At 39.6% G+C, this 23,332-nt stretch carries 20 protein-coding genes; 6 read left to right on the plus strand and 14 right to left on the minus strand.

Features of this window, described 5'->3' with window-relative positions; translation table 11 throughout:
• The first annotated feature begins 45 nt into the window (after positions 1-45).
• From FW757_RS14555 to FW757_RS14565, 3 genes are all read left to right on the plus strand, one after another.
• Positions 46-279, plus strand: a complete 234-nt coding sequence (locus FW757_RS14555) for a DUF2789 domain-containing protein (protein ID WP_145241632.1) — start codon at positions 46-48, stop codon at positions 277-279.
• 89 nt (positions 280-368) lie between these two features.
• A complete protein-coding gene (locus tag FW757_RS14560) occupies positions 369-632 on the plus strand; it encodes a hypothetical protein (RefSeq protein WP_182784871.1) in 264 nt (87 codons plus the stop codon).
• 17 nt (positions 633-649) lie between these two features.
• The gene (locus FW757_RS14565; RefSeq protein ID WP_149982924.1) at positions 650-1,423 is read left to right on the plus strand and encodes a Zn-ribbon-containing protein; all 774 of its coding nucleotides are present in this window, start codon (positions 650-652) and stop codon (positions 1,421-1,423) included.
• A gap of 39 nt (positions 1,424-1,462) precedes the next feature.
• On the opposite strand, the gene syd is transcribed toward FW757_RS14565, so the two are convergent.
• Positions 1,463-2,002 (minus strand): SecY-interacting protein, encoded by a 540-nt coding sequence (gene syd, locus FW757_RS14570; protein WP_182731911.1) that lies wholly within the window; start codon positions 2,000-2,002, stop codon positions 1,463-1,465.
• Positions 2,003-2,061: 59 nt separating this feature from the next.
• Here syd and queF point away from each other — a divergent pair, with 59 nt between their 5' ends.
• Positions 2,062-2,907: an NADPH-dependent 7-cyano-7-deazaguanine reductase QueF gene (gene queF / locus FW757_RS14575; RefSeq protein WP_182717945.1), complete on the plus strand. Its 846-nt coding sequence runs from the start codon at positions 2,062-2,064 to the stop codon at positions 2,905-2,907.
• Positions 2,908-2,961: 54 nt separating this feature from the next.
• Here queF and FW757_RS14580 read toward each other — a convergent pair whose 3' ends face one another.
• From FW757_RS14580 to FW757_RS14590, 3 genes are all read right to left on the minus strand, one after another.
• Positions 2,962-3,843, minus strand: coding sequence for a peptidylprolyl isomerase (locus FW757_RS14580; protein WP_182717944.1), 882 nt, complete (start codon positions 3,841-3,843; stop codon positions 2,962-2,964).
• Positions 3,844-4,149: 306 nt separating this feature from the next.
• Positions 4,150-7,836, minus strand: a complete 3,687-nt coding sequence (tamB, locus tag FW757_RS14585; RefSeq protein WP_182784867.1) for an autotransporter assembly complex protein TamB — start codon at positions 7,834-7,836, stop codon at positions 4,150-4,152.
• Entirely contained in the window at positions 7,836-9,551 is a 1,716-nt protein-coding gene (locus tag FW757_RS14590) for an autotransporter assembly complex protein TamA (protein WP_404936145.1), read from the minus strand. Before FW757_RS14590 ends, tamB begins: the two co-directional genes overlap by 1 nt.
• 174 nt (positions 9,552-9,725) lie before the next feature.
• Between FW757_RS14590 and FW757_RS14595 the strand changes: the two genes are divergently transcribed.
• Complete coding sequence (locus tag FW757_RS14595; RefSeq protein ID WP_182717941.1) at positions 9,726-10,061, plus strand: ribonuclease E inhibitor RraB; 336 nt, start codon at positions 9,726-9,728, stop codon at positions 10,059-10,061.
• A 21-nt stretch (positions 10,062-10,082) separates the two neighbouring features.
• On the opposite strand, the gene FW757_RS14600 is transcribed toward FW757_RS14595, so the two are convergent.
• The 10 genes from FW757_RS14600 to FW757_RS14645 all read right to left on the minus strand — a co-directional run bounded on the left by FW757_RS14600 (position 10,083) and on the right by FW757_RS14645 (position 22,329).
• Positions 10,083-11,840, minus strand: coding sequence for a DEAD/DEAH box helicase (locus tag FW757_RS14600; RefSeq protein ID WP_182784865.1), 1,758 nt, complete (start codon positions 11,838-11,840; stop codon positions 10,083-10,085).
• Between the two features lie 82 nt (positions 11,841-11,922).
• The gene (locus FW757_RS14605) at positions 11,923-12,225 is read right to left on the minus strand and encodes an H-NS family nucleoid-associated regulatory protein (protein ID WP_182784863.1); all 303 of its coding nucleotides are present in this window, start codon (positions 12,223-12,225) and stop codon (positions 11,923-11,925) included.
• A 307-nt stretch (positions 12,226-12,532) separates the two neighbouring features.
• Positions 12,533-13,303: a hypothetical protein gene (locus FW757_RS14610; RefSeq protein ID WP_182784861.1), complete on the minus strand. Its 771-nt coding sequence runs from the start codon at positions 13,301-13,303 to the stop codon at positions 12,533-12,535.
• A 253-nt stretch (positions 13,304-13,556) separates the two neighbouring features.
• On the minus strand, positions 13,557-14,111 hold the full coding sequence (locus FW757_RS14615) for a DUF1439 domain-containing protein (protein WP_182717938.1): 555 nt from the start codon (positions 14,109-14,111) through the stop codon (positions 13,557-13,559).
• A 95-nt stretch (positions 14,112-14,206) separates the two neighbouring features.
• Positions 14,207-16,891, minus strand: a complete 2,685-nt coding sequence (locus tag FW757_RS14620) for a DUF349 domain-containing protein (protein WP_182740009.1) — start codon at positions 16,889-16,891, stop codon at positions 14,207-14,209.
• Positions 16,881-17,162 carry a YeaC family protein gene (locus FW757_RS14625; protein WP_016707757.1) on the minus strand — a complete coding sequence of 94 codons (282 nt, stop codon included), beginning with the start codon at positions 17,160-17,162 and terminating at the stop codon, positions 16,881-16,883. Before FW757_RS14625 ends, FW757_RS14620 begins: the two co-directional genes overlap by 11 nt.
• A 1-nt stretch (position 17,163) precedes the next feature.
• Positions 17,164-17,490 carry a hypothetical protein gene (locus FW757_RS14630; RefSeq protein ID WP_149982912.1) on the minus strand — a complete coding sequence of 109 codons (327 nt, stop codon included), beginning with the start codon at positions 17,488-17,490 and terminating at the stop codon, positions 17,164-17,166.
• 181 nt (positions 17,491-17,671) lie between these two features.
• The gene (locus FW757_RS14635; RefSeq protein ID WP_182717936.1) at positions 17,672-19,177 is read right to left on the minus strand and encodes an alanine/glycine:cation symporter family protein; all 1,506 of its coding nucleotides are present in this window, start codon (positions 19,175-19,177) and stop codon (positions 17,672-17,674) included.
• 369 nt (positions 19,178-19,546) lie between these two features.
• Complete coding sequence (locus tag FW757_RS14640) at positions 19,547-20,677, minus strand: M14 family metallopeptidase (RefSeq protein WP_149982910.1); 1,131 nt, start codon at positions 20,675-20,677, stop codon at positions 19,547-19,549.
• A gap of 209 nt (positions 20,678-20,886) precedes the next feature.
• Positions 20,887-22,329, minus strand: a complete 1,443-nt coding sequence (locus tag FW757_RS14645) for a glyceraldehyde-3-phosphate dehydrogenase (RefSeq protein WP_145241596.1) — start codon at positions 22,327-22,329, stop codon at positions 20,887-20,889.
• A 176-nt stretch (positions 22,330-22,505) separates the two neighbouring features.
• Between FW757_RS14645 and FW757_RS14650 the strand changes: the two genes are divergently transcribed.
• Positions 22,506-23,306: a DUF2989 domain-containing protein gene (locus FW757_RS14650; protein ID WP_182740011.1), complete on the plus strand. Its 801-nt coding sequence runs from the start codon at positions 22,506-22,508 to the stop codon at positions 23,304-23,306.
• Positions 23,307-23,332 lie beyond the last annotated feature (26 nt).

Genomic DNA, 23,332 nt, shown 5'->3' on the forward strand with positions numbered 1-23,332 from the left:
ATAAAGTTCTATAACTGTTTTACCGTTACCATCAAGGGGCATGACATGGATACCACTAAACACGATATCAATACATTATTCAAACAACTCGGCTTACCAAGTTCAGAGGCTGAGATTGACACTTTCATTGCTGCTCATTCATTACCCGCCACAACATTATTACAAGACGCCCCTTTTTGGGATCAAGCACAACAACATTTTATTGCTGAATCATTAGCAGAAGATGGTGATTGGAGTGAAGTGATTGACGAACTGGATGTACGTTTACGTCAGCAGTAAAAGTATTTGGCTACGGCCAACCACCTGTTATTATACCCGGCGCAGCACATGTTAGTGCTATGCCTTACTTTAAAGAGTTTAAAAATCGAATGAATGCTGTTGTTTTTGATGCAATTAAAGCCCTTCTTGATGAAGGCAAAATTCCTACTGTAGCTTTAACTAAAAGTAAACTGACACAACCTATTCCATTGCCTGTTATTATTGCTGCTGTTAGCCAATATAAAAATAACCCTGATTCTATCCATAATTTAGCAAAACAACCTCAGCAAAAAAGTGAGACTGTAGACAACTCTAGTCAACTTGATCGCATCGAAACAAAACTAGACCGCTTACTGGCACTACTTGAAAAATAATAAATTAGAGATCCATCATGTTTGTTGTTGATTTAACGTTTGATTGTTACCAAGATACGACCCTTGAAAATGCCGAACAAGCGATAAACCGCTTAGTTAATGCACTGCGCTTTAATGGGCAAATAATGGGAGAAGAATTCCCAACAGTATTAAAAGATGGCTACTTTGTAACGCGTGTTATGTGTCCAACTGATGATGCAATGCACCCGCTCAACAACAGTCCATTTGTAAAACACAGCATTGATAAATTACATAGCGCTGGATTGCTGGCACCAAAAGTAAAAGTGATCGGCCAAGATATTCACTCTAATGGTGCAGATGAGTGTCATGAGCCGTCCAGCTATATTTTATATACAACCTATGTGCATACATGTAGTCCGCTGTATTGCGGTGATGATTTTTTACCCGTTCCGTTGTTTAAAATACCCGCGATTGCCAATGGTGATTATAAAACTTTAATAAAATGGCAAGAAGACTGGCAAGCTTGCGACCAAATTCAAATTAATGGTGCAACGCGTTGTGAATTTCCTGCATTAGATGAAATATCAAACATTGATAGCGATCTTTCTCGTCGCGGTAAAGATATTGCCAAACGTGTTAGCTTTTTAACTAAAAAGCCAGTTTATTATTATTTGTATCGGGTTGGTGGCAAAGACAAAGCATCTGAGCTTGAACGTAAATGCCCAGGCTGTAATAACGAGTGGAAGTTACCTGAATCATGGTTTGGCTTATTTGATTTTAGATGTGAACCATGTGGTTTAGTGTCTAATATATCGTGGGATTTTCAGTAATAAAACAAAAGGAAACTGCAGTTCCCTTTTTTAGCATTGTTATATTTCAAGTGCTGCAATAAACTCTCCAAGATTAGCCGCTAAGGTATGATGCGGTTTCTTTCCGACATACTCCAAACATACTTCACCTGAAGAAATTAATACTGATACTAATAAATCGTCTTGATCCGTTAAGCCTATAAATACCGTTGGCTCTTGCTTAAGCTTACGCTTCATCAATACATGCCCGGTTATATTTTGCTGCAGTAAATCAAAGTCATCTTCATTCCAAGCTTGCAGTAACTCCACGCTATGTTGGTTTATTTTGGCAGTAATTGCTCCTGCGAAAAACGCGCCATAATACTCATTCAGTGCTTGTGGAAATTCAACCTCAAGGGCTGCTGCTAAATCAGTTAAAGAGCCTGTAGGACTGCGACGCGTCGCCTGCCATTGGATCATACCATTTGCATCCGCACTGCCAACCTCACAAGGGCTTGACCAATCACTGTCGTGCTCAATACATGGTAATGAATCTGTCTGCTCTAACTGGCGCTGGGCAAATCGTTGATGAAGTTGTTCTAATTCTGTAGCAATACTCATACTGTGAAACTCATAAGCTTTAGGTATAATGGCGCTATTGTAACTATAAAAGACGTAACATGACAGATTACAGCAATTCACCTGAACTAAAAGGCAGCGTACTTGGCCAGTCAACCGAGTATGTAGATACCTACACACCGAGCTTATTGTTTCCGATCGCACGTAAACTTAACCGCGATGATTTAAACATTGATGAAAGTGCCTTACCCTTTAAAGGTCAAGATCTTTGGACTGGCTATGAGCTGTCGTGGTTAAACGCAAAAGGTAAACCTGTGGTTGCCGTGGCCACCTTTGAATTTCCTTGTCAAAGTAGCCATATCATTGAATCAAAGTCTTTTAAGTTATATTTAAATAGCTTTAATCAAAGCCGTTTTGATTCAATTGATGACGTACAGGCTATTCTAACTGCGGATCTATCGACAGCAGTAGCAAAGCCCGTCAATGTTACTTTGTACAGCCCGAGTGATTATAACTGTTTACCCTGTACGCCGTTGCCTGGTGAGTGCATTGACGACTTAGACATTGAAATTGATAACTACCATTTACATGCTAACTCTTTACAAGCGGTCGCGACAAATACAGTGACTGAAACACTGCACAGTCACTTATTAAAATCTAATTGCTTGATCACCTCACAACCTGACTGGGCGAGTATTATTATTCGCTATACCGGTGAGCAAGTATGTAAAGAGTCTTTATTGCGGTATTTGATTTCTTTTCGTACTCATAATGAGTTTCATGAGCAATGTGTTGAGCGTATTTATTGTGACTTAATCACGCAATTGAAGATTACCAAGCTTGAAGTTTATGCCCGTTACACCCGACGTGGTGGCCTTGATATCAACCCATATCGATCCACAGATCACGATACAATACCATTTAACGTGAAAATAAACCGCCAATAATAGTCATTTTATTGTATAGAACCCCGAGCCCGCTCGGGGTTAATTTTCAACTCGCTAACTTTCTAGCTCACTAACTCTTTTAGTTGGTATTGACATACCGCATACATCAACATAATTAGGCGTTTCTACAAACCATGCTTCACTGCGATTTTGACGCGCTTTAATCAACATTTTAAAACTATTAGAATCTGTTTTTAGCATCTTAAATTGACTCAGGTCCTCTTTGCTTATATCAGCTAAAACTTGCAGATCCGTTATTGGATTAAATTTCTCTCCTGCTGTTTCTATGCGTGAGAGCAGATTAAAATGAGCCATGCCTTCTAGCACCCGGCCAAATACGGTAATATTTCTATCTAAGTAACGAGGTCCATGACCTAATGTGACATAAAACTCAGTGCCACCGCTGTTAATATCATTATCCCTTGCCATCGCAAATATACCGTTACAATGTACTTGCCAAGTTTGGGTTTGCGCTTCATTTTGTGCCACTGCAAAGCCATTTAAAAACCCCGTGATTGCAGCGTAACCATCTTCTCTATCCAGTTCGGTAATTTTAAGTGCCATTTTAGTCGCTAAATAAAACTCAGCAGGTACAGCTTTACTTGCAGTGTTAATTACTTTTTTACCACTGGCATCACCGCCTTGGGCTACAAAACCTTCCACAAAACGGTAAACACTCAAACCTCTATAAAAGCCTTCACGAGCAAGTTTTTTTATATTCTGTGTGTGTTTTGGTGCAAGTAATGGATTAAGTTCAATATACGCCGCGCCCGAAGGTAGAGTAATTTTAATGATATTATCAGTGTCTACCATTCGCCATTCTGATGCGCTTACATTACTCATTACATCACTGACTGTTGGTTGTTCAACCGTGTTTGCCACGCTTGTTTGACTCAAGATTAACGCAACCGCAGCTAAGCATGATTTTTTCAACATATCCCACAACTTTTTTTATTATTAGTGGTGCTACATTATTGGGTTAAGGTTTTTTTATCAAGCCAAAATTGTTGTTGCTGAATCGGCGCACTGCGCGGCAATAAGGGATTGCGAAGCTGAACAATTAGACGATTTTTTAAATTAGCTTGCGCAATAGTGATAGCAGACTTACTTAATACCAGTGCGAGTAACTCAGCAGGATAAGGATGACCTTCGGCTTAGCTAACACTTAATTGCGTGTTAGCTAAGCCACTAAAAAAACAAAATAAATAAGCTAAAATATAGGCTCTCAATGCATCATGACCATTAATCTAAATCGAATTTATAAAGAATATCAACATTTTGATACAGGCCACTGGTGATTTCAATGTATAACTGCGACAGTAACTGATAGCGTACAGCCACTTCACTAAGGGAGTCAAAAATCCCCACACTGTATTTCACTTGAATGCCTGGCGCAACGTAACCCGAAATTTCAACTTTGGTTTCCTCGCCGCTACCCTTAGAGCTCAAACTCACATCAGATAAACCAAACGTTTCACCAACTTTAGAAACCATTCCTTCGCTGCGGCTCACCCCTTGCGATAGCAACAACTGAGTTAACATCGCATCGGTTGAGCTATCACCTTCACCTAATGGTTGACCATTTAACAAGTAAGCGAGTGATTGTGCTTGATCCATTGCAGGCTCTGAAAACACTTTGAATACAGGCTGGTCGATATTGCCTGTTAAAGTGATCCCGGCAATAACATCATTAGCTGTATTGGCTGGATTACGGATCGCTTTAATATTTAAGTACGGCTTATCAATTGGGCCACTAAAACCAATTTGCCCGGTGCGAATTATCAAATCTTGACCAAATGAACGATATGTCCCTTGTCGTAAATTCAATTCACCGGTGGTGATCATTGGCGTTTGTTGATCCATTTTAATCGCTAAATCACCTTCAATTTTTGACTCCAAACCAAAAGATTTTATACGCACATCGTTTTCAACAATTAGCTTTAAGTTTATATCGTAATCAAAAGGCACTGCTTGCGTTTGCTTAGTCTGCTTATCAATAATAATCTCATCATCACTGACTCGCACAGCGCCTTCTGGTAACTCTTCGATTTCTATTCGACCATACGGAACAACCACTTGCCCTGCTAGTTTAAAAGCATTATCAACTAAACTTATTTTTAAGTCTGGGGAGATCTTAAAAATCACTCCTTGCTGCGCACGCACATAAAACTGCTCACCAAGTACCGCTAAGTTAACTGCAGGTTGAGTCCCTTGCCAATCAATATCACCGGTCAGTGCTAAGTCACCGCCTTCAGCATCTTTTAACTGACCCTCTAAGGTCGCTTTGGTTTTATCAAATGCGATACTAATATTTGAATCCACAATCGCGACTGGAAGTTGCTCGCCTTGTAAATTCACGTCGGAAATCTCAAGTTCACCATTTAACAATGGCGCACTGAGCGTGCCAGCTAACGCAATTTGCCCGCTAATACTGCCTTTTAATTGCTCTAGAGTACCCATAAAAGGCTGTAAATCGGTTAATAAAATCTTATCAATCATAAGTTGACCACGAAGCAATTGCTGACCAGTTAAATCTTCAGCATTGAGGTCAGCACTGATATCACCAATCACACTAGAACTTAGACGAGCCTGCAATTGTGTATTTTGTTGATCCGCGGTCGCGTTAAGCGAAAACGTTTCTATTGGTAAACGATAGCGCTTATCTTCATTTATAAGCGTAGCCGCCAAATCATGTGAGCTAATTGCTGCTGTTAAAGTTTGTAATTGAGTGTTTTGCCAATTCGCATTTAGTTGGCCGTTCAAGCCCCCTTCGGTAATAATATTCTCAGGTAATAAATGTTTTATTTCGGCTAGATCAAAATTATCCAGTTGCGCTTTAAACTGACCTTGTTGGTTAGTTTGGCTAAGCTGCTCAACGCAAAGTTTGCTATTGTCACTTTTCCAGCAATGTTGCTGCACCGAAAAATCGCCATTGTCGATATTAAATTCAATTGCAACCGCCGGTTGTGTGCTAACACGAATAACATTATCAGTAAGTAATACATCACTGACACGGCCTTGCCATACTTGATTAATAAATTTACCAGCAACTTCAAATTGAGCTTCTCCGTCAGCGGCATCTAAATTAAGTTGCAGTTGATGATCAGCTTTATCACCTGCAGCTGCTATAGTAAAACTGTTGATATGACGACCAGATACGCTCGCATCGGTGAGTTTTAAACTCACATTGGTTTGCCAATCAGCGGCATAATTAAAGTCTGTTTTGAGCGCTAAATGTTCAATCGCAATATCAGCAAAGCTTAAATGACTGATGCCAACATCTAAATTAACTATCGGCTCCAATCGTTGCCCAGTTATCGCAAGCTTACCTTCACCAACGCCGGTAAATTCGAGTTCATTTTGCTGCGCTTTATTTAAATGTAACAGCCCTTTAATATTCCACTGCTTAGTGATATCACCAGATAATGTAAGTTTATTTTCACCACTGGCAAGCTCAAACTTATCAATACTTGCATACAGTGAGTTATTTAAATCAAAGTCTGAGGCAAAGCTAAATGGTATATCGTTCAGCGTACCAGCTAGCTGAGTATTGGTCATTTTCAGCTGCCATTGCTGCTGCTTAGCACTGAAAACACCGTTAAATTGCCCTGAAAGATCACTTGTTAGCGCATCTGTTAGGTACTGGGCTTTCAAATGAGTTAATTGCCCTGAAAACTCACTATGAATACCTTTATCCCAACGCGCAGACGCTGTAATAGTGGCTTTACTCTCGTTCGCTAACAATGACAAGTCATCGACGTGGATCTGGGTTAGGCCACCTTTAAGAGAGGATTTTAACTGTACCTTAGGGTATGCCGCCAACTGACTTTGTGCTATTAGCTGTAACTTATAATCATCAGCATTACCTTTGCCGGTTAACTGCACATCACTAATCTCTAAAGCGTTGTTATCTACTTCAAGCTGCCACTGAGTAATATTTGCATTGACTGAAAAAGGAAAGTTTATCGTTTTTAAATCTGCGTTTATTTTTGCACTTAGCGGATATTGCCCTTGGGTGACTACATCTAATTGCAAATCGTGTAAATCACCATCCACAGCCAAACTGAGCTGATGCTCTGGATTGTTAAGAGTTATTTTTGCCGTAACCGGCGTATCATCAACTAAGGAGGCTTTTAATTGGCTACTCAAATGCCATTGCAAATAGTCAGCACTGAATGAAGGTAATATCAGTTGATTTTTTGCAATTGAGAAAGCACCTTTAATATCTGTAATTTCATGACTTTGCTCACCCTGTACAATCGTTACTTTCGATACCAATAATTGCTCAAGTGTTGCTGCAAGCGGCGAGCTAAAATGGATGTCAGGTAACGCCGCAAGTGCAGTTAGTGGTTCGCTAGGAGGTGATTGAGTCTCTTTGAGCAGCACATCAACTTGAGCAATTGAGAGTGATTTTAACGTCACCAGGGATTGCTCTGCCGAGGCTGACAGCGCAAATTTTGTCACTGTGACATCAGCGCTGGGATGAGCAAGCTTAAACGATGCAATTGCGATACGTTTAATCGAAACTGCTATCGGTAAACTGATTTCATCAGTACTACTGGCAACTGGCAGCTCTGGAACAGTCGCTTCATCATCAGCTAAATTTTGTGAAGTATCGGGCAATACCAGTGCCATGCTCTGCGCACTTATATTTTCGATGCAAATACCTTCACATCCCCACCAATATAGATCGATTTTTAGGTTTTTAGCATTAAAATCTAAGCCACCTTGTTGAAACCGCACATCAAATGAATCGTTATATAAAAAACGGCCATTGTTAATATCTATGTGTAAGCCATCGACTAGTTTGTTTGCGGTATAGGCAATCAACTGATTACCCGGTGCTGTAAATAATAAACAAAATACCAGCACGAATACCGAGGCAAGAAACACTGTGAGTGCGGTGATGATTTTTTTCATTCTTGACATTAAATTTCAGGCCCTATGGTAATACTTAATCGTGTACTGTTACTTTCTTTAGTGAGTCCCCACGCGTGATCAATTCTCACAGGGCCTACTGGTGTTAAATAACGAATACCAAACCCAGCCCCCACTTCTACACGGTCAGTAAAGTCATTGGTCGCTGTACCGCTGTCTACAAATAAGGCTGCTCGCCAACTTTCTGCAAACTGGTAATTATATTCAACAGTACCTGTAATTAGATATTTACCACCAATCAAACGACCGGCTTCATCTTCAGGTGATATTGATTGATATGCAAAACCACGTACGCTTTGATCACCACCAGCATAAAAACGCAGTGAAAATGGTACGTTATCAATATCATCAACCAACATTGCACCAATATTTGCTTTTAAAAAAATCAAATGTCGGTCAAGGTATGTTTGCAACCAAGCATTTTGTATCTGCATTCTGACGATATTAGTAGTTGAAAACATGTCCTTTAAGCCAAACTCTGCCGACACCAGCCATTGATATCCTGATGATGGTGTTGTGCCTCCCTCGGTAACTTTTTTAGCGTAACTGAGCCCGGGCATTAACATTTTTGAGCTTTGCTCTGTATCGCCAATTCGGTATGTTTCACGATCGCGGCGTAAAAAAGCGGTACGAACCCAGTTATCATTGGTCAACCATTGCCGTTGTAGTTGCCCTGTGAGAATTTTACTGTATACGTCGTTAGTTAACTCATCTTCTAACTTGTAACCAACAGAAAAACGCCATAAGTCATCATTTGGATCATCAACAGGGACAGTGTAACCAAGTGAAATATCTTGCTGACGCTGTGACACATTTAAGTTACTTTCAAGGTAGTGGCCATTTTCAGTGATCCAAGGCTTAGACCATTTAAAACGCACTTTGGGCCCCAGATCTGTACTGTAGCCGCCGCCTATTTCATAACTATTGGCAGGTTTGTGTAGCACGTCAACCCTAATAGGCACTTGCTTATTTGCACGATTAGAAATATCAGCGTAAACACGTACGCTGGCAAAATAAGGAGTGGTTGAAAGCGCTAAGTTATACTCAGATACCAAGGTTGCTTTATAAGCTTCACCTTGCTGAAATTTTGCAATAGAACGGATGTATTTTTCAGCTCGAGTTTCTTCACCTAAAACTAACTCACCAAATTGATAACGAACACCGGTGTCGATCGTTAGGATCACTTCAGCACTGTTATTCTTTAATGAAATTGCGAGTTGGTGTGCTAGCCATTTAACATCAAAATATCCTAACTCAAGCAATTGCCCTTCAATTTTTTTACGCGCCGCATCATAGTTACTGTGATTTAAAATATCCCCTTGATTTAAATTAATAGTGTTGATGCTATGCTTGAGTAGAGGGTCATCTTTACCATCACCTTGGACAGTAATACGTACGTCTGCAATTCGTGTTACAGGTCCGCGCTCAATAGTGGCCACTAAGGTTTGTGTTTCATTATTATAATTTAACTTAATGGTCGGTTTATAATAACCAAGTGCTTTTAAACTACTCGCCACTTGTTTTTTTGCATGACTTAACAAAGTACTGGTTGCATTGTCACCTTCTAATTGTTTTAAGTACAGCGCAACGTTTTTTTCAAGATCGCCCTTAATACCATTAATTTCATAACTAGTTACCACTTGCGCAGCTGCAAATACATGAAACGAAAAAAATAAAAATAAACCAACCGCAAAGCGAGTTAATATCCAACTAGGCAAGTAATTTCCTTACTTAAAAACAATTTACCGATAATTATTGAAATAGTACCATATTGAAGTCACTTCACGCAGTAACTCAAATGTGAAAATTAGTACGCTTATGTGCTTTATTTTGGTTACAATAGTCGATACTAATTTGAAATAATTTTATTGAGTTTTTAAATGCACTTTCCTGATGATGACAATGGCCAACTTTTAGCTGAAATCGCCGCTGCGGGTATAGATTTGGCCCAAATGCACAAAATTGATTTCTATATTTTATTTGAGCAAAAAGTAGATGCCGAAAAGTTTGCCACCGCGATAGCCAAAGATGAACTCTCCCCTGCCACCGAATTAGTGCAATGCACAGACACCGGTATTTGGGAAGTGGTAACTCAGGTAGAGATGGTGCCAGATCACACTTTACTTGGCCAAACAGAGCAATATTTAGAAAGTATTGCAAATGGCTATAACGGTTATGGTGATGGCTGGGGATTAATGGATGGCGACGACGCCTAAGTCTAAAATCAGTTAAGCTTATTAATAGCTTAGCTGATTTGCCTTTCTGAAGTTACCTTGATAATCAAATAGTTTATCGGCAACCTTCCAGCCATATTTTTTACTCTTTCTAGCAATAACAAAATCCGGTGCAACAAGCTGCATCTGTCCAGCAATAACTTGTCCAGCTGACTTATATTCTGTGGGTGTTTGACCATTAGCAGTACGCTGAGCAAATTGTTTATTAAACGCATAACGGGCGCCGGACTTTGAGAAATCATAAATTTCATCGCAACTAGCACCATCTTCATCATAATAAGTAACTTTAATAATATGTTCGTTATTTGCAAGGCTAACAACACTTAAACCACTGCAACGTAATACCAATGCATCTTTTAAATTTAATGCAGCACGTAGTTTATCATCAGGATCAGCCATTACCTCATGGCAAGACTGGCACTGACGTGCGGCAATATCATTTTGCGCACCACACGCTTCACATTCTTTAAAGCGAAAACGGTAATCACATTGCTCTTTTGAGCCATCATCATCTTCGAGTAAACCTTGGCAGCGACGGCCAAAATGCTCAATCACTTTACCTTGTGTATCGGTTTTTCCCCAAAATATATTGGCAAAACCACAACCCGGGCAAAGTACTTGTACAGGCTCGTTATCACTATCGCCTTTTTTACTTCCTACTTCGGGGTAAAATAAGTCAAAGCCATTACCTGCATAATCAATTACCAAACACTCGGTTTTCCCTTCGCTTAAACGCAGGCCTCGACCAACAATTTGTTGGTATAAACTAACCGACTCTGTCGGGCGTAAAATAGCAATAAAATCAACATGAGGCGCATCAAACCCAGTGGTGAGCACCGATACATTGACTAAATACTTTAGTCGGCGCTGCTTAAATTCCATAATAATACGGTCACGTTCAGCGTTAGGAGTATCCCCGGTGATCAAAGCCGTTTGTTGTTCAGGCAAATAACCATAGACTTCTTTTGCATGCATTACAGTCGCAGCAAAAATCATGATCCCTTGGCGTTGCTCGCTGTACTGAATAACTTGCTGCATAATAGCTTTGGTTGCTCTGCTATGCTTTTCTAGCAACTGGTTCATATCATCGGCTGTATAGCGTCCGAAGGAATCACTTTGTAAAGAAGAAAAATCATAATGACTGATCGCCGCATCCACTTCCTTTGGCGCAGTCAAATAATGATGCTTGATCATATAACGTAGGGGTAGTTCAAAAATACATTCTCGAAATGGACTCGCTTTATCGCCTCGAACAAAACCATGATAATGACGATAATAAACCCAGCCCATTCCCATACGATAAGGCGTAGCGGTAAGCCCAAGTACTTTTAACTGCGGATTATATGCTTTTAGCGCAACGATCACTTTTTGGTACTGGCTATCTTGCTCACCACTGACACGGTGACATTCATCTATGATCACTAACGAATAATGTTCGTTAAGTTGCTCAAGATTGCGTGACAGCGATTGGATACTGGCAAACGTTACTTGATGTAGCAATGACTTTTGTTTTAAACCCGCAGAAAAAATACTCGCCTGAAGGCCAAAGCTTTTATATTTTTCAGCATTTTGCTCAACAAGCTCTTTGACATGGGCAAGTACTAAAATTTTCTTTCTGGCAATTCGCGCTAACTCAGCGATCACCAAGCTTTTACCTGCACCCGTAGGTAATACAATTAAAGCAGGATCTGAGGTTTTACGAAAATGAGCGACAGTGCGATCAACCGCTTCTTGTTGATAGGGTCGTAGTACATACGTCATAGTGGCAACTTCGAAGGGGTCAACAAATAATGGGGGAATAACTATTTTATAAATAAAGAGGGGGTATATACCCCCTACAGTATTAAGCTAAGTGGTCGGTAAGTTCAACACCTTGAAATGCTTTAGGGCGTTTACCACGGCCAGTCCATTCAACAATTTCACCCTCAAACTCAATACGGTATTTAGGCATTACTTTTGTGCGTTTATCGTGGGCACCGTCTTGAAGATCATCAAGAGTAAGACCTTTTGCTTTTAACAGATCAAGTACTTCTTGTTTCGCTTGCTGCTGCTGCGTATATTTTGCAATCGCATCGCCAAGTAATGCCTGTGCTTTTTCTAAGTCTGATAGACTCGCTGATTTAATAAAAGCTTTAACTTCTTTCATTTTTTACTCACTAAGTTGTAAAGTTATAAATTAGATATGATTCAACTAAATTATAAGCCTATTCTTTAAAATAGGCCAAGCTGATTAAGCAGTTTTTAAGGATTTTATTTAAACTAAGATTAATCAATAAGATTAGTATAGTCATTTATTAAAGTTAAGTGGTTTATTATTCACTTTATCAGCGCTGAAAAATATACTTAACATGCTTAATTAACCTAAAGAGTATGCAATCCTTTTATTTAAAAACGAACGTTCATCTCAATATTTTCGCAATTACATAAATTCATTTGATCACTTTATAATACAACTACATCGACGTTATTAGCGTTTTAAACCGCCCCGCTAAACCAATATCATTAATGTTTTTTTCAAGACCAATAGAATAGGATTGCTTTTGGTCAGCCCAAGATAAACTCGTGTACACATTATCGCTATTGTCTTTAAGTACATAAAGGACCCCAGGGTTGCTATTTACATAATAATTCACCGCGTCCGCATCAATATATACGCCACTGCTTTGACTAAAACTAAACATTTTTATAATCACAGTACCAAACGTATCATTCTTGACAATCTGAGTTAACTGATCCCAACCGCTACCGGCAATAAAATTTCCGCCAACGGTTTTACTCATAACAGTAAATTCTTGTTGCAACAATATATTATCTAAAGCAACTGTGTCTCCTGCAAATTGCTGCGACAAATTAGTTTGGTCTGCGGTTGATTGCGCCGCCATGATTTCAGGTTTTAAGGTGCGCAGAAATAGTTCATGGCCATTTTTGTGCTCTGCAATCACTTTTTCAATATCTTTGATCTGAGATGTGTCGACTAACGCAAACCCATTCGTTTTAGTCTCTAAAGCAAGCCGTAAATAGCCTGTATCTTGGGCAGTATTAATTTTATCATGTTCGTGCAGTTCAATTGGCGTTTCTGTAAAAGAAAACACCTGAGCGCCCTGCGGTTGCGCTGCATGTTCTGCAAGAAAAGGATTAGAATTTAAATCGGGCTCATTAGCAAAAGCTACAACCGAGAATACAGCTATCATCGTTGCACTGAATATCACGTTACATTTTTTCATAATAGGCTCTTTATCCATAAAGAAGGCAATTAAGGGTGTTTAACTAACAATCAGTATAGTCGATTAAACACACAACTTGTACCTATATAATAAAATTATTCTTTTAATTTATATCTCGATGACGGTTATAAATAGCAGCCCTTATAGCGTGTACCTCCCCTTTTAAATTAAGCAACAACCACCTTACTTATATTTAAACAGATACAAAAAAGCCCTGTACGTGCAGGGCTTCAACCATCTGAATAATATTAGTTTAAATGCTAGGTACTAATTTAATTGCGCCCTGCTCTACTTTCATATCTAAAGGTAATTTACTTAATAGCGCAACCTTAGGATCATTCATATTTAATCTATAGACTGGGTTTACAGCTAAAAATCCGTTAATAACTTTCATTGCTTCATCATCAAGCACCGCTAGGTTTCCCTTAAAACCGCCCGCGTCGATAGTTGAATCAAGCAATTTTACATTCCGTAGAAATACCGCTTTTTTCTCACTATCATAAAATGGCGCACCTTCTATTTGCAGCTTCAGACGCACTGGGTATTTAAGTGCGAAAGCATTTATAACAGCACTCGAATCTGCACCTAATACGATTACATCACGATTATCAGGGCCGACATTCACGCTTAAATCATTCACATTAAACTGTACAGGTAACCCCATCAAGCTGACTTCTTCACTAAGTTTTGGTAATTGCTGGTTAAGTGCTGTTTCAATTTCGCTGCTAGTAAATGAATAAACAGATACGCCGTTCGTGGTGTTACAAGCAGAGAGTAATAAACAGCTAATTAATAAAATATACTTCATTGTTTTTCCTTTACTATAATATTATCGTCAAAAACCAAATAAAAACAAAAGCCGCACAACGGCGGCTTTATTTAATCTGCGGCGCCCTAGATTATTTAAATGCTAAATACCGCTTTTAAACGTCCTAGTGTGTCAGCATCAACTGAACCTTGAGCCAGAGCCAATAACTGTTTTAAGTAATAATGTAGATCAGCTTGTTCACCGCGATGCTTATCGTCAAGCATTGCAACCTGCTCAGCCATACGAGGTGCTCCCTCAGGACTGGCAACATTAGCTAGAATTTCCATTCTTAACATCAGTTGCGTAATGGTTAAATGCGTATCAGCACACCCTTGCCATTGTGCAGGTATTGCTTGCTGGTTTTCAAGCGCACTAAATAAAGCGCTAAAATCAGCCTGTGCTGCTTGTTCTGTCAGCACGGCTAATTTACCATCAATGTTAGCTAATAGCTTTTGCATGCGGTTATTTAATTCTTTGCTCCCTTCAAGCACAATTAGCTTAGTGCGTAAATCTAGTAATTGCGCTTTTTGATTAACCGCTGGTAATGCGTCTTCAAGTTCACTCAGTTGTGCTGCGATAACTGCGTTGTCGGCGGCTTGTTGCTGTTTATGCTGAGCAAACTCCTCACTGCGTTTAGCAAATGTCACATCGTTGTATTGACGGAATTTTTGCCATAATGCATTTTCAGCTTTTACACCCGCAAAGCCTATTCCCTGCCACTGCTGTTGCAGCTCTTTGAGCTGCTGACAAGCATCAGCTAAGTCTTCACTTACTGATAATTGCTGTGCTTGTTCAACGAGTGCATTTTTTGCTGCCGCGTTGCTTTTATGAAACGCATTCAACGCATTGAATACTTGCTGTTGCTGCGCTTTATATTGTGTTTGCAAAGCACGGTATACTTTTGGCTCTACATTACCCGCATTACGCCATACTTTATTGATACGATTGTATTGGCTTTCAAACTCTTTCCAATCAAACTCATCGCTCGTCGTATCAGTATCAGCCAATGATTTCATCTGAGTGATAATCGCTTCGCGTTCAAGTTTCGTCGTTTCGCGCTGTTGTTCAAGTTGCGCAAAATGTTCACGACATGGTGCAAATAATAGCTCTATCTTGTCATCAAACTCTTTACCTTGCGCCTGCTCTTGCTCGGTATCTAAACGTCCAAGCTCATTCCAACGACGGCGTAATGTTTTCACTTCGTTTGCACGCGCCTTGGCATCTGTGCAAGGTTGATTGAGCAAACTGGTAATTTCAGTTAGTAGCTCTTCACGCTTAGGGGCAGACGCATACTTTTGCCAATCACGAGCATTTTCTAACTGCTGCTCAAGATCTGCTTTGACTTTTTCAAGACTTTGCTGACTAACTGGAGTTAACGTTTCATACAGCTCAATAAAGCCTTTAAACACACCAAATGCAACATTAAAACGGCCTTGTTCAATAAGGCGCTGAACATCGCGTCCTTTGCGAGTAGCTTGTTGCTGATTTTTTGTTAATGTATCACTAATAGGTGCAACAGCTTTATTCCAGCGTTGTTGTTGCTCATTTAATTGTGCTTTAAAAGGCCCTTGTAACGGCTTAGGTAACTGAGCTAAAGATGCATTCGCCGCTTTATACGTCTGCTTAAATTGGCGATTAGCCTCATCATAATTTGCTTGGTCAATATCGTCAGTGTTGATACTGCTCAATTCTTTTAATGAAGTTTTAAAAACCCTGATCGCTTCACTAAGCTCTGGTAATTTAGCTACTTGCTTAAACAAACTTGTTAATCTGCCAGTCACTTGGTTTTTTTGCCCGCCGTCTTGCAGTTCGCTTTGTGTCAGTGTTTCCTGTGCTTGTGCAACTTTAGCTTCCAACCAATCTTGTTGTATTTGCTCTGGTGTTTCTAAGCCAACTTGTAGCGCATTTTCAATTTCATCACTTAACGCTTCTAAATTTGCCAACGCCAATAATTGTCGTTGCTGCTGAGCTAACCGTTGTTGTTGCTGCTCATGAACAGCTTGTAATTGACTAACTAACTCATTTAATTTTTCGGTTAGTACGATGTATTTATTTGCAACCGTCTCGCGTTGTTCTGGATTTAACCAGGTTAGATCAAGTGCCTGCCATTGCTGGGTTAACTCACCATATTGTTGAGTAACAAGCGCATAGTCTTGTTTTTCACGTAATGCATTAAGTTTTGCCAAAATAACACGAGTATCATTTTGTACTTTTAATGGCATTTCAATTGCTAAACGCTCATTTTCTATATGCGTCTCAAGGGTTAATTTTGCCTCATCATGTGCATGCTTAACTAAGCTTTTCACTAATTGATGGGTGATCACTTGCTCAACAAGGTGCACTTGTAGTTCGCTTGAACCTTCTTTGAACGCCTTTTCAACTAACTTAGGATTAGCCAAACGTTTTAATAGCTTCGCTCTTACTTGCAGTTCTTTTTCTGCAAATGCAAGTTTTTCAAGCGTTTTTACCGGAGCAAAACGCTCTATGTATTCGTTTTTAATGTGGCTAGATAAGTTACTTTCATCACTCAGTACGGCATTTGATATATGCTGTTCTGCTAATTCTTTTAAACTTTGATCTTGTTTATACGCCTGCCACCACAGCACTAAATCATTGACTTTATTAAGCGCTTTTTTACGGATCTCTGCTGAACTATCTTCCAGAGCTAATGCATTTAAAATCGTCGCATCACGCTCTACATCTAGCTTTTCAATTGCCTCTAAACGTACTTGTTGCTTCGGGTGCTTCCACTTCGGGGTAAAAAGGTGTTTAAAGATCATGTTCACTAAACCTTGCTATTTCGTTGTCTGCGGTAAATTCTTTTTGCAATTGTGCTTTGGTTTTTTGCACCATTTCACCATTAGAACCGATGGTGAATTGCTCATTTGTTTGCGCTACTTTTGCTTGGTAAAGCATGACTAATTGCACTGTCTGCTGCTTTTGCTCGTCACTGAGTACCGTGCCATCAGGCCACTTACCTGTTGCGGCACCATACTGGAGGCGTTCGAATAATTCTGGGGTAATTGTTTTTACGAGATTATCGATGTTCATGTCATTTTTTCTTTTTTAAAGTCACTAAAATAACGCGGTTTATTAAATACCAAATACAACCGATTGCAATGGCTGCGGAGCATGCGTACCACGATGGAGTTTCAGGTTCTGGATGTAAAAAGTATAAACTAAAGAATCCACCTAAAAATATCAGTAAAGCAAAAAAAGAATGATTCATAAACATTTGTTGTTTTTGAATGCGTTTTTCGCGCGCTAGCTGTTGACGTTGTTCATCATCAAGCTGCGCTACATTATTCTCACAGTGAGGGCACTGTTGGTGTTTATCGGATATTGACTTATTACAACTAGGACAACGAACAATTGCCATATCTTTCTCCATACTTCGCATAAAAATCTACGCATAAAAAAGGCGCCTTGCGGCGCCCTTTATTGTACGTGTTTTATTTGTCGTTGTCTTTTTTCAATTGCAGCCAATAGCTGAGATCCGAAAAACAACGAGTATCTAATTTTTACAATAACCAAAACATCTCTGATTACACCACTCAATCCTATAACTGAGAGTCTTTTGATTGTTTTGCGAGACGCTTTTCCCAAAAAGTAGCGTTTTTGATCCCTAACTTAACAGGGTCAAATGTGATATCCCCGCCTTTTTTCTTCTGATCTTCGTAATCGCGCAAACATAATAGCGCAGGTCTAGCCACAAAGAATATTGATAAAATGCCCAATATATTTATCCAAGCCATTAAACCTACACCAATGTCACCAATACTCCAGATATAACCAGAGCTGTTTACCATGCCATATGACACCATAAACATAATCACAAATTTCACCATCACAAGCGGAATAGTACCTTTAAAATAACGATTTAAATATGCGATATTGGTTTCAGCAATATAATAATAAGCAAGTATTGTAGTAAAAGCGAAGAAGAACAATGCAATTCCAACAAATGCTTCACCAAAACCACCAAACACGCTGAATAAAGCCATTTGCGTGAAAGCAGCTGAACCAACTTCAGTTGCAGCATCAACGTTTTGTACAATAAATTGCCCTGCAGGTAATTCACCCACTACATTGTATTGCTGGGTAATTAAAATCATTAATGCTGTCGCAGTACAAACAAAAATAGTATCAACATAAACAGAAAAAGCTTGCACTAAACCTTGTTGGGCTGGGTGATCAACTTCAGCCGCTGCAGCTGCATGCGGTCCGGTACCTTGACCAGCTTCGTTAGAATAAATACCACGTTTTACACCCCAACCAATAGCGGCACCAAAACCGGCCTGTGCGGTAAACGCATCTGTTATGATTAAAGAGAAGATATCAGGTACTTTATCGATATTTAAAAATACCACGATTAAAGCTAATACTATGTAGCCTAACGCCATAAATGGCACCACAATTTGAGTAAAGTTAGCAATACGCTTAATACCACCGAAGATAATAAACGCTAAAACAATAAGAATAATTGCCAAAGCAACCAATTTAAAGCTACCAACTTCACCAAAACTCGTTGAGACCATAGTGCCATCACCAAACACTTGGGTAAACGCGTTGCCAACTGCATTGGCTTGCACGCCCGGCAGAAAAACACCACATGCAATAATTGCCGACACGGCAAATAAAATCGCCAGCCATTTTTGTTCTAAACAGCGATCAAAATAATATGCTGGGCCGCCGCGATATTGGCCATCTTCTTCTGTTTTATAAATTTGCCCTAATGTAGATTCGGCGTACGCGGTACTTGCCCCTAGAAAAGCCACTATCCACATCCAAAAAATAGCACCAGGGCCACCAAAGCCAATTGCTGCCGCTACACCGGCTATATTACCAACCCCTACTCGTCCAGATAACGACACAGCCAATGCTTGAAAAGATGAGATCCCTTTATCTGAGGTGTTAGGGCTAAATAGTAATTTGCACATTTCTTTAAAATGTCTAACTTGAGCAAATCGGGTTAATACAGAATAGAACAAGCCTGCGCCTAGGCATAAATAGATGAGTGCATTACTCCAAACAACATCATTAACAGCGCTTACAAAAGCTTCCATGGATATCCTCTATAGTTATATTTATTATTTTCTAGTTACGATACTCTGCTGTAGCTAATCAGAATGCGCGACATATGGCTATGGGAAATAAGGTAACAACATTACTACCTCCCCTGCAACTTTTTGAATATTAACTTAAACGATCTAAGTTTGTTAACACTTATTTTTCAAAACAACTACTTGTAAAACTTAATTAACCCTTCGTGGTTTTATGCAGGTAACTTAAATATACGGCTCGAACAGAGCTTGGAAAAGATTTAAGTAACACATTAAACAAATATCATCGCTTTATTAGCGTCGCTAATGCCATTCATCGCGATTAAAAAAACTAAGGGCATCGATATGAATGATGCCCTTAGTACAAACGCGTTATCTTAATTTATCTACTACGTTAACAATCGCAGCCAAGGTGTCTTGGCCAAATTGATATGAACGGCGATCTGACCAGCCATAATCAGGATCTGGTAAACCATCGTTATCCTTAAATGGCATTTCAACCGTATAAGCAAGCGCTTTAAATTCTTCTGCAACAGCTGATGACCCCACCGTTAGATTGGCTTGACCTGGCTCATCTTTCGGGTAACCGTGGACATCTTGAAACTCAGGAGTCACTATGTGCAATGCCGCTTTAAAACTGTCTTCTAAGTCTTTTAAGCGTGCATCATAGCTTGGGATACCTTCACTACCGGCTACAAAGTTATATGGAATCGCTTCATCTCCGTGAATATCAAGGTGCATATCAACACCGGTCTCACGCATTTTATTTAGCACTAAATATACTTCTGGGCTATTTTCCATGCTGGGAGTTTGCCATTCACGATTTAAGTTAACTCCTTTTGCGTTAGTACGTAAATGCCCGCGAGCACTGCCATCAGGGTTCATGTTCGGTACGATGTAAAATACCGCTTTTGATAACAATGCTGCTGCATGTGGATCTTCATCATCTAATAACTTATGTAATACACCTTCAACAAACCATTCGGCCATCGTTTCGCCTGGATGTTGACGGGCTGTTATCCAAATAGTTTTCTTATTTTCATCACTTTCGCCACCAATGCGCAGTACGCTCATATCACGGCCATCAAGTGTTTCACCTAAGGTTTCAAGCTGACAGGCTTCTTGGCTTTGTGCCCATGTGATTAGATCTAAGTGACGCTCGTAGCTATATGGTGCAAAGTAAGCAAAATAAACACAGCCACATTCTGGCTCAATCTCAAATGATAACGTGCCATCAGCATAGTTTGAAGGAACACGAAACCAGGTTTGGCGATCATATGATGCAACTGCCTGATAACCTTCCCAGCCGTCAGGATAAGCTGAATTTTCAAGGTTATTGATATGTAATTTATGGCTTTGAAAAGGTGTTGTTTCTAAACGGAAATGGAACCACTGAAAAAAATCAGATAAATGATCTTTATTGATCTCAAGCTGAATATTAAGTGGATCGGTCGCGGCAATGACCTTGATATTGCCACTGTCAAAATTACTGGTGATTTTCATTTTATTAAACCTATATATGAAAAATTAATCGCTAACTCATCGCTTGTTAGTTAGAAATTAAATAACGCCTCACTATAATGGACGCATTGTTATTAAAATGTAGCAAACTGGATACAGCCTACCACATGGCTTGGGTTTTGAAAAAACATTCATGACTAAAAAAGCCAGCGAATGCTGGCTTTTTGTAAAGATTTTTAAGCTATTACCAATTAACGTGGCAAGCTTGGGAATGAAACCTCGGCCATATCGCGCATACAACGCACAACTTGGCAGCTGTAACCAAACTCATTATCGTACCAAACATAAAGTACAATACGGTTGTCATCAACGATAGTGGCGGTTGAATCAACCACACCCGCATAACGACTGCCGACTAAATCGGTAGACACAATCTCAGTAGAGGCCGTGTAATCAATTTGGTCGCGTAACTCTGAATGCAGAGCAGCATGGCGTAAGAACGAGTTTAACTCCTCAACCGTGGTGCTGGTCGCAAGGTTTAAGTTCAAAATAGCCAGAGACACATTCGGTGTAGGTACACGGATTGCGTTACCCGTTAATTTGCCTTCAAGTTCTGGTAATGCTTTTGAAACAGCTTTAGCTGCGCCAGTCTCAGTGATCACCATATTAAGTGCTGCGGCACGGCCACGACGATCTGCTTTGTGGTAGTTATCAATCAAATTTTGGTCATTAGTGTACGAGTGAACTGTTTCAACGTGACCATTGTTAATACCAAACTTATCATTAAGTGCTTTTAATGTTGGTGTGATTGCGTTGGTAGTACAGCTTGCTGCACAAACAATTTTATCTTCCGGTTTGATATCGTGGTTATTAACACCATATACGATGTTTTTGATATTGCCTTTCGCCGGTGCTGTTAATAGTACTTTTGCAGCGCCTTTTGATTTTAAATGTAAGCCAAGGCCAGCTTCGTCTTTCCAGATCCCCGTATTATCGACGATCAATGCGTTTTCAATACCATATGCTGTGTAGTCAATTTCATCTGGAGAGTTAGCATAGATCACCTGAATGTAGCTACCATTGGCTTTTATTGCATTACGTTCTTTATCAATGGTGATTGAACCATTGAAAGGACCATGAATTGAATCACGACGTAATAGGCTAGCACGCTTTTCAAGGTCGCCGTCTTTACCACCACGAACAACGATTGCACGTAAGCGTAAATCCGCATAAGGACCTGATTTTTCAATTAACAAACGCGCTAGTAAACGACCGATACGACCAAAACCATATAACACCACATCGCGTGGCTCTTTGGCTTGTGAGTTTACAATTTCAGCTAACTCGTCGTTTAAATATTCTTCGATAGAACGACCATTTGCAACATCGTTAAATAAATAACCATAAGCCAGTTTACCAATATCGATACGGGCAGAGTTTAAATCCATTTTGCTAATAGCTTCTAAAAACGGAAAGCTTTCGCGTAAACGTAGTTTAGTACCTTCAAACTGTGCCACTGTTTTGTGAGATTTGATGATATCAATTGTACTGGCATTGACGAGAGGACGGCCATATACCGCGATTTCAATACCACGATTACGATAAAGCTTACCAATGATAGGTTGCATACTTTCTGCGTAATCTTGGCGTTCTTGCCAACTATTTGTGTATTCTAACTCGTGAGATGAGGTCATTTTATTTACCTAATTAAACAATTTTTGAACGGATAGCCATAAGACGTATTGAATTTTGAGAGCAACACGCCTCAGTGGGCTTCGCTATTCTAATTTAAACTAACTTTATTCTCCACTGTTAGAGATCAATTCATTACGCTAGAATAACAAGGTAATTATTAAGGTGAGGTTAAGGGATGTTACTAAGAGCAAGTGTTTTACTGAGTTTGTTGGCATTAACTGGGTGTGAAGAACCGTTGACACTTGCAAAGGTGTGTAAAGAAACCCCAGGTTTATGTAATGATTTAAATACCGATAGTCACTGTAAAGCACAGCGTGCTGATGTGATCATGGCGCGTTACCATGAATACAAACAACCGACTGACGATAACAAATATTTATTATTAAAGGGTTTTGAAAAATACGATAGATGCGTATCGCTGGCGGCAAAAATTGAGCATATCAAGTTAAAAGAAAAAACCACCTCACGCGTTGAAGCGCATTTAACCAGTATCAAGGAAATGACACGGTTATTTCAAGATACCAAAAATACTAACCACCCTGGGTTGTTGTATTATCACTGGTCACGCAATAATGACCAATCAGCCCTGACTAAATTACTTGCGCTTGAAAAGGATCCTAGTGTCACTGAGGACGCTGAAATCCAGTTTTTCTTAGCCAGCTACTATATTAAGTTTGATGAAGATAAGACCATAGACTTACTGTATAAAACGTTAGAGCTAAACAAAGCTGAGCAAACTCCAAACCCCGAAATATTCACCACATTGACCAGTTTGTTTTATAAGCAGGAAAAATATAAGCATGCCTATACTTTTGCAAAAATTGCGCAGCTTTCTGGGATAACCAATGTTGAAATATTCCCAATTGAACAACAGCTAACAGCAACAGGAAAAAGTCTCAGCGGATTAGATACCCTCGCACAGCAAACCTACGACAGTATTCAAGCTGGGCAGTTTGTTTCACCACGGGATTTTTAATCGCGTTCAAACTTAGTTTATAGAAA

The organism is Pseudoalteromonas sp. 1181_04 (genome assembly GCF_052850545.1).

Coding starts and splice junctions, on each gene's coding strand:
- FW757_RS14595 (WP_182717941.1), top strand. CDS start 9,726: ATGCACTTTCCTGATGATGACAATGGCCAACTTTTAGCTGAAATCGCC.
- queF (WP_182717945.1), top strand. CDS start 2,062: ATGACAGATTACAGCAATTCACCTGAACTAAAAGGCAGCGTACTTGGC.
- FW757_RS14645 (WP_145241596.1), bottom strand. CDS start 22,329: ATGACCTCATCTCACGAGTTAGAATACACAAATAGTTGGCAAGAACGC.
- FW757_RS14555 (WP_145241632.1), top strand. CDS start 46: ATGGATACCACTAAACACGATATCAATACATTATTCAAACAACTCGGC.
- FW757_RS14615 (WP_182717938.1), bottom strand. CDS start 14,111: ATGAAGTATATTTTATTAATTAGCTGTTTATTACTCTCTGCTTGTAAC.
- FW757_RS14650 (WP_182740011.1), top strand. CDS start 22,506: ATGTTACTAAGAGCAAGTGTTTTACTGAGTTTGTTGGCATTAACTGGG.
- FW757_RS14600 (WP_182784865.1), bottom strand. CDS start 11,840: ATGACGTATGTACTACGACCCTATCAACAAGAAGCGGTTGATCGCACT.
- FW757_RS14630 (WP_149982912.1), bottom strand. CDS start 17,490: ATGGCAATTGTTCGTTGTCCTAGTTGTAATAAGTCAATATCCGATAAA.
- FW757_RS14640 (WP_149982910.1), bottom strand. CDS start 20,677: ATGAAAATCACCAGTAATTTTGACAGTGGCAATATCAAGGTCATTGCC.
- FW757_RS14605 (WP_182784863.1), bottom strand. CDS start 12,225: ATGAAAGAAGTTAAAGCTTTTATTAAATCAGCGAGTCTATCAGACTTA.
- syd (WP_182731911.1), bottom strand. CDS start 2,002: ATGAGTATTGCTACAGAATTAGAACAACTTCATCAACGATTTGCCCAG.
- FW757_RS14610 (WP_182784861.1), bottom strand. CDS start 13,303: ATGAAAAAATGTAACGTGATATTCAGTGCAACGATGATAGCTGTATTC.
- FW757_RS14620 (WP_182740009.1), bottom strand. CDS start 16,891: ATGATCTTTAAACACCTTTTTACCCCGAAGTGGAAGCACCCGAAGCAA.
- FW757_RS14580 (WP_182717944.1), bottom strand. CDS start 3,843: ATGTTGAAAAAATCATGCTTAGCTGCGGTTGCGTTAATCTTGAGTCAA.
- FW757_RS14565 (WP_149982924.1), top strand. CDS start 650: ATGTTTGTTGTTGATTTAACGTTTGATTGTTACCAAGATACGACCCTT.
- tamB (WP_182784867.1), bottom strand. CDS start 7,836: ATGTCAAGAATGAAAAAAATCATCACCGCACTCACAGTGTTTCTTGCC.
- FW757_RS14625 (WP_016707757.1), bottom strand. CDS start 17,162: ATGAACATCGATAATCTCGTAAAAACAATTACCCCAGAATTATTCGAA.
- FW757_RS14560 (WP_182784871.1), top strand. CDS start 369: ATGAATGCTGTTGTTTTTGATGCAATTAAAGCCCTTCTTGATGAAGGC.
- FW757_RS14635 (WP_182717936.1), bottom strand. CDS start 19,177: ATGGAAGCTTTTGTAAGCGCTGTTAATGATGTTGTTTGGAGTAATGCA.